General features: G+C 66.0%; 6 protein-coding genes. 4 read left to right on the top strand and 2 right to left on the bottom strand.

Translation table 11 applies throughout. From position 1 onward, the window contains the following. From E1832_RS00350 to E1832_RS00365, 4 genes are all read left to right on the top strand, one after another. Positions 1 to 899 (top strand): TAXI family TRAP transporter solute-binding subunit (locus tag E1832_RS00350; protein ID WP_133357807.1); only part of this gene is annotated, 899 nt, incomplete at its 5' end. 92 nt (positions 900 to 991) lie between these two features. After that, complete coding sequence (locus tag E1832_RS00355; protein ID WP_133357808.1) at positions 992 to 2,935, top strand: TRAP transporter permease; 1,944 nt, start codon at positions 992 to 994, stop codon at positions 2,933 to 2,935. A 1-nt stretch (position 2,936) separates the two neighbouring features. Next, a complete protein-coding gene (locus E1832_RS00360) occupies positions 2,937 to 3,746 on the top strand; it encodes an enoyl-CoA hydratase-related protein (RefSeq protein ID WP_133357809.1) in 810 nt (269 codons plus the stop codon). Continuing rightward, positions 3,743 to 5,293, top strand: coding sequence for an AMP-binding protein (locus tag E1832_RS00365; RefSeq protein ID WP_133357810.1), 1,551 nt, complete (start codon positions 3,743 to 3,745; stop codon positions 5,291 to 5,293). The genes E1832_RS00360 and E1832_RS00365 overlap by 4 nt, the downstream gene beginning before the upstream one ends. Positions 5,294 to 5,308: 15 nt before the next feature. On the opposite strand, the gene E1832_RS00370 is transcribed toward E1832_RS00365, so the two are convergent. Next, positions 5,309 to 6,154 (bottom strand): MaoC/PaaZ C-terminal domain-containing protein, encoded by an 846-nt coding sequence (locus E1832_RS00370; RefSeq protein ID WP_133357811.1) that lies wholly within the window; start codon positions 6,152 to 6,154, stop codon positions 5,309 to 5,311. Between the two features lie 25 nt (positions 6,155 to 6,179). Next, a partial coding sequence (locus tag E1832_RS00375) for an electron transfer flavoprotein subunit alpha/FixB family protein (protein ID WP_133357812.1) occupies positions 6,180 to 6,849 on the bottom strand: 670 nt, incomplete at its 5' end.

Raw genomic sequence — 6,849 nt, forward strand, 5'->3', positions numbered from 1 at the left:
TCGATGTGTATTTCGCCCAGGAAGGCGCCTACCAGTTCGGCGCGAAGGATTGGGGTCCGCAGCCTGAGCGCCTCGTGCTGACCAGCATGACCGACCAGAGTTTCGGGCTGGCGATCGCCCCCGACCTCGCGGAAAACGTCAAGAGCCCGCGCGATCTCGCCGGTTTGCGGATCGCCTTCGTGCAGGGCTCGCCGGCGATCGAAGGAGCGCTGAACTCGCTCATATTGGCCTGCGGCGGCCTCACCTGGGATGATGTGACCAAGGTCGACGTGCCGGGCTTCGGCGCGTCCGTCGACGCCTACATGAACGATCAGGCCGACGTCTTTTACACCTCCACCAACTCCGGCCTCTCGCTGCGCGCCGAAGCCTCGTCGCGCGGGCTGGCCTGGGTGCCGGTGCCCTTCTCCGACACCGAGTGCTGGAAAAACATCCGCGCCAGCGATCCGCGCTGGATCCAGAAGGTCGCCAGGGAAGGCGTCAACATCCCCAAGGAGGGGATCGAGATGGCCAGCTATCCCGACATGATGCTCAACACCACAAGCGAACGCTCCGACAGCCTCGTCTATGCGATGGTCAAGACGATCTACGACGATTTCGACAATATCTCCAAGGCCGCCCCCACCACCTACGGACTGGCCGCCGACCGGCAGATCCTCAATTACGTGGTGCCCTTCCACGATGGCGCCATCCGCTACTTCAAGGAGGCCGGCCTCTGGAATGACGAGCTTCAGGCCCACAACGACGCGCTGGTGAAGCGCCAGGAAGTGCTCGCGGACGCTTGGAAAGAGACCGTGGCCCGCAACATTTCCGACGATGCCGAATTCGCCACCGCCTGGAAGGAAGCGCGCATCAAGGCGCTCGAAGCCGCCGGTTTCGACGTTCCCGTCAAGGACTGGTAGTTCGCCAGGGGGCCCGGCGCATCCGTGCGCCGGGCCTTACGCTGCCCTGTCTCCAGTGGGCATGAAGCCCAGCAGCAATAAGGTCCCGGACAATGACCAGACTTTCACAGTGGATCATATTCGCCTTCTCCGCGCTCGGCCTCCTGCTGACTGTGAACCAGACCTTTCTGTTCTCGCGCGCGATCGGCGTGGTTATCAACGGACAGACGTTCCTTTACGTGCTGACGCTGGTGTTCTTTCCGATCATCTTTCTGATCATGCCGCGCGCGGCGCGCGTCAAGGGAGAGGTCGGCCTACTCGACTGGGCGCTCTTCCTGCTGGCCTGCCTGTGTTCCGGCTACCTGATCCTTCACGCCAACGACATCATCTTCTCGAGCTGGCAGTTCACGGCTCCGACCCAGGCACAGCTCGTCGCCGGGCTTACCTGGCTCCTGGTGCTGGAAGGCGCGCGCCGTACCAATGGCTGGCCGCTGACGATCGTCGTGCTGCTGGTCTCGCTCTACCCGATCGTCGCCGATCACATGCCGGGACCCCTCAATTCCGTGCCGCTGCCGGCCCCTGACCTCGCTGCCTATCACCTTTACAGCTTCGAGAGCGTTTTCGGCGTGCCGATGCGGGCATTCGCCGATCTTGTCGTCGGCTTCATCGTCTTCGGGTTGGCGCTGCAATTCACCGGCGCGGCGAAGTTCTTCAACGATGTCGCCTTTGCCCTCATGGGCACGGTGCGTGGAGGCGCGGCCCACGTCGCCGTGGTGTCGAGCGCGCTGCAAGCCTCGATCAGCGGCAGCGTGATCTCGAACGTCATGACCAGCGGATCGGTCTCGATCCCGGCGATGAAACGCACGGGATTTTCCGCCTCCTACGCCGGCGGCGTCGAGGCGGTCGCGTCCACCGGCGGCGTGCTGACCCCTCCCGTGATGGGCACCACCGCCTTCATCATGGCGACGTTCCTGTCCATTCCCTACACCGAGGTCGCCCTTGCGGCCGCCATCCCCGCCGCGCTTTTCTACATCGGCCTCCTGCTGCAGGTGGACGCCTACGCCGCACGGCGTGGCCTCAAGGGCTTGCCGCGGGCCGAACTTCCCACCCTCGCCGAGGCTTTCAAGGGCGGTTGGCACTACTGCCTCGTCTTCATCGCGCTCATCACCATGCTGGCCCAGGGCATGAACGAGAGCCGCGCGGCCTTCTACGCCACCGGCCTGCTCCTTGTGGTCAACCAGTACCGGCCCGAGAACCGGGTCGGCCTCGCCGGCCTCCGCGAAATGATCACCGGCATCGGACGCGGACTTTCGGAGATCATCGCGATCATCCTCGCGATCGGCATGATCGCGGGCGGGCTGGCGGCCACCGGCATCCTCAGCACGCTGAGCACCGAGCTTGTCTTTCTCGCCGGCGACGCGCCGATCATGCTGCTCATAATGGGCGCCCTCACCTCCTTCGTGCTCGGCATGGGGATGACGGTTTCGGCCTGCTACATCTTTCTCGCCATCGTGCTGGTGCCCGCACTGGTCAAGGTCGGGTTCAACCCGCTCGCGGTGCATCTCTTCGTCATGTACTGGGGCATGCTCTCCTTCGTCACGCCGCCGGTCGCCATCGCCACGTTTGCCGCCGCGGCCATCGCCAAGGTCCCCGCGATCAAGATCGGCTGGCACGCGATGCGGCTCGCCTCGGTGATGTACTTCGTGCCGTTCTTCTTCGTGATGAACCCGGCGCTGATCCTGCAGGGCACGCCTTACGAGATCGTCACCTCCATCATCACGGCGGTCTGCGGGGTGGCGGCGGTATCGTGGTCCCTGCAAGGCTACATGCTGGGCGTCGGAGGGATCGCCAACTCGGTCGCGGGCGTCGCGACCCGGGCGGTGCTGATGCTGGCCGGGCTCATCCTGGCCTCCCCGGGCAACGCATCGCTGGGTCTCAACCAGCTCGAGTTCGGCGCCATCGGCATCGCCCTCATCGCCCTGTGCGCCCTCGCCATCCGCACCCTTCCCGGATGCGCCATGACCGCCCCCCTGTCCGCAAGTCCCGCCGGAGAATGAGATGACCGCACCCGATATCCTGCTGCGCGAAGAGATCGGCGCCGTAACGCGGCTGACCCTCAACCGCCCGGAACGGATGAATGCGCTGTCCGGCCAGCTCGCCCGCGCGCTCGAGTTGGCCCTGGCCGACTGCCTGGCGCCCGGCAGCCCGACCCGCGCCCTGCTCATCACCGGAGCCGGACGCGGCTTCTGCGCCGGGGCGGACCTGACGGAACGTCTTGAGGTTCCCGAGGGCGGCACGGTGCTCGAAACCTGGTATCATCCGATGATCCGCCGGCTTCGGACCTGCCCGCTGCCCGTCGTCGTGGCGGTCAACGGCATTGCCGCCGGGGCGGGCATGAGCCTCGCGCTTCTCGGCGATATCGTGACCTGCGCCGAAAGCGCCTCCTTTCTGCAGGCCTTCGTCAAGGCCGGACTGGTTCCCGACTGCGGCGCAAGCTGGCTGCTGCCCCGCCGCATCGGCGAGGCCCGGGCGCGCGAAATGGCGCTTCTGGCGGAACGGCTTCCGGCGGCGCAGGCGCTCGACTGGGGCCTGGTCAATCGCGTCTTTCCGGACGAGAGCCTGCAGTCGGAAAGCCTCGCCCTCGCAACCCGGCTCGCCGAGGGGCCCGTAAACGCACTGAGCCGAACACGCGGGCTGTTCGAAGCCTCGCCCTGCAACGATTTCGAAGCGCAGATCGCCTTTGAGGCGAAGATGCAGTCCCAATGCTCGGGCGCACCCGAATCCCGCGAGGGCCGCGCGGCCTTTGCCGAGAAACGGACGCCCGATTTCATCAACATTCCCCTTGCCTCCCGGGAGCACACCACATGACCCTGACGCAGACAGCCATCCGCGACCTGAAAGACGTGCAGCAGCCTGCGGAAATCATCACCGGAGACCGCACCGTCACCCAGGAGCAGATGGAAGCGCGGGTCGCCCAGGTGGCGGGGGCGCTGAAGCGCGACGGCCTTTCGGAGGGCATGGTGGTGTCGCAGCTGATGCGCAACGACACGCCCATCATCGAGGTCAACATCGCCGCACAGCGGCTGGGCTGCTATTCCGTTCCGCTGAACTGGCACCTGACCGGCCCCGAGTTGCTCTACGTCATCGAGGATTGCGCGGCCGACATGCTGATCGTCCACGCCGACCTGCTGCCGCTGGTGCAGGGCAAACTACCCGAGACGTGCCGCGTGGTCGTGGTGGCGACGCCTCCCGCCGTGGCCCGGGCGTTCAAGCTCGACCCGTCGCAATGCGCCGTTCCCGAAGGCATGACGGATTACGAATCCTGGATCGCCGCGGCAGAGCCCCACAGCGGCCCGATCCCGCTTGATCGCGGCGTCATCATCTATACGTCCGGCACCACCGGAAAACCCAAGGGTGTGAAGCGCAACCCGATGACCCCGCAGGAGGCTGAGCGCAACGCCGCAACCTTCAGGGCGACCTATGGCATCGCGCCCGATATGCGCGGCCTGCTGGTCACCCCGCTCTATCACGCCTCGCCCAACGGCTTTGCCCGCTACGCCGCCACCCGCGGCCGCCTGCTTGTGATCACCTCGAGATTCGACCCCGAAGAGTTCCTCGCCCTGATCGAGAAACACCGGATCAACGTGGTCACCGCCGTGCCGACCATGTTCGTCAAACTGCTCAAGCTGCCCAGGGAGGTGCGCGAGAAATACGACGTCTCCTCGCTGCGCTGGATCAGCCATACCGCCAGCGCCTGCCCGGTCGAGGTCAAGCAGGGGCTGATGGAGTGGTTCGGCCCCATCGTTCACGAGATCTACGGCGGCACCGAGGTTGGCATCGCCCTGCATGCGACGCCTGAAGAATGGCTCGCCCGCCCTGGCACGGTCGGGCGCTGCGTTCCGAACGCCGAGATCCGCATCTATGGCGATGACGGCAGCGTGCTGCCCACGGGCGAGGCGGGAGAAATCTACGTGCGCAACGCCAACTACGCCGATTTCACCTACATCAACAATCCCGAGGCGCGCGCCGAGTCGGAGCGCGACGGGTTCATCAGCATCGGCGATGTCGGTTATCTCGACGAGGCGGGTTTTCTGTACATCAGCGACCGCAAGCGCGACATGGTGATCTTCGGCGGCACCAACATCTACCCGGCGGAAATCGAATCCGAGTTGATCCAGAGCCCGGATGTGGTCGATTGCGCGGTGATCGGCCTGCCGGACCCGGAGTTCGGCGAAGTTCTCGCTGCCTATATTCAGCTTGCCCCCGGCGCCAAGCCCGACCCGGACGCGATCCGCAGTTACCTCGAGCCCCGGCTGGCCAGGTACAAGATACCGAGGATCATCCATTTTGCCGAAAAGCTGCCGCGCGAGGAAAGCGGCAAGTTGATGAAGCGAAAACTGCGCGATCAGGGCTGATCGCGCTGCGCGCGCTCACGCGAAGCGCGCGCGTCCACCCGTCAGCACAACCAGGTCTCGCTCCTCGACAGAGGCTTCGAACAGCACCTCGCCGGCTTCCTGCCAGAACGTCACCCGCAGCGTTTCGCCCGGAAAGACCGGACGGCTGAAACGGCCGGAAATCGCGCGAAGCGCTTCCGGGGCATCGGGGCTGAGCTGCTCGATCAGTCCGCGCGCCGCCATGGCAAAGGTGCAGAGCCCGTGCAGGATCGGTCGCTCGAAGCCCACCGCCTTCGCCCATTCCGGGTCGGCGTGCAGCGGGTTCATGTCACCGTTCAGCCGGTAGAGCAAGGCGGCCTGCGGCAGGATCGGCAGCACCGCCGCGCCATCCGCCGCCCGCTCCGGCCGCGCCCAGCCATCGCGCTCCGGCGGGCGGCCGCCGAAGCCGCCGTCCCCACGCAGCGCGTAGGTCGAGACAAGTCGCGCGACGACTGCGCCGGCCGTGTCGGTCAACACCCGCTCCACGTCCACCACGGCGCCCTTCTCGGCACCCCTGTCCCAAAGGCCCACAACCTTTGAGCGGGCAACCATGCCGTCGTCCAGCGGCAGGGGTCGGACCACCTCCAATGCCTGCGCCCCATGCACCAGCTTGCGGTAGTCCAGCCCGGCCTTGTCGAACCACATGCCGGGGCTGCCCAGCACCAGCGGCATGGTCGGAAAAACCTGCAAGTCCTTCTCGTAGACATGTCGCAGGGCCCGCGCGTCCAGCGGGTCGGCCCCAATCCCGAGGCCGAGCGCATAGAGCATCGCATCCTTCTCGCCCACTTTCACGGGCACGTCGGCAAAGTCGAAATCGCGAACCCGCGTCTCGTCGAGTGGCATGGTCAGATCTCCTGTATTCCGGCGTTCAAAGCTTCTCGATCAGTTCGGGCACCGCGGTGAAGAGGTCCGCGACGAGGCCATAGTCGGCGATCTGGAAGATCGGGGCCTCCTCGTCCTTGTTGATCGCGACGATAATCTTCGAATCCTTCATCCCCGCCAGATGCTGGATCGCGCCGGAGATGCCCACGGCCACGTAGAGCTCGGGCGCGACGACCTTGCCGGTCTGGCCGACCTGCCAGTCGTTCGGGGCGAAGCCGGCGTCGACGGCGGCGCGCGAGGCGCCGACGGCAGCGCCGAGCTTGTCGGCGAGCTTCTCGATCAGCGCGAAATCATCCTGTGAGCCGACGCCGCGCCCGCCGGAGACTACGAAACCGGCGGAGGTCAGCTCGGGGCGGTCCGAGACCGCGACCTTGTCTTCGACCCACTCCGAAAGGTCCGGATTTCCGGCGGCGGCGACGGTTTCGACAGAGGCGGACCCGCCTTCGCCCGCGGCGTCGAAGGTCGAGGTCCGGAAGGTGATCACCTTCTTGTCGTCCTTCGATTTCACCGTCTGGATCGCGTTGCCCGCGTAGATCGGGCGCTCGAAGGTGTCGGCATCGACCACGCCGGACACGTCCGACAGGATCATCACGTCGAGCAGGGCGGCGACCCGGGGCATCACGTTCTTCGCATCCGTCGTGGCGGGCGCGCAGATG

This window comes from Antarcticimicrobium luteum, assembly GCF_004358185.1.
Taxonomy (GTDB): Bacteria; Pseudomonadota; Alphaproteobacteria; order Rhodobacterales; family Rhodobacteraceae; genus Antarcticimicrobium; species Antarcticimicrobium luteum.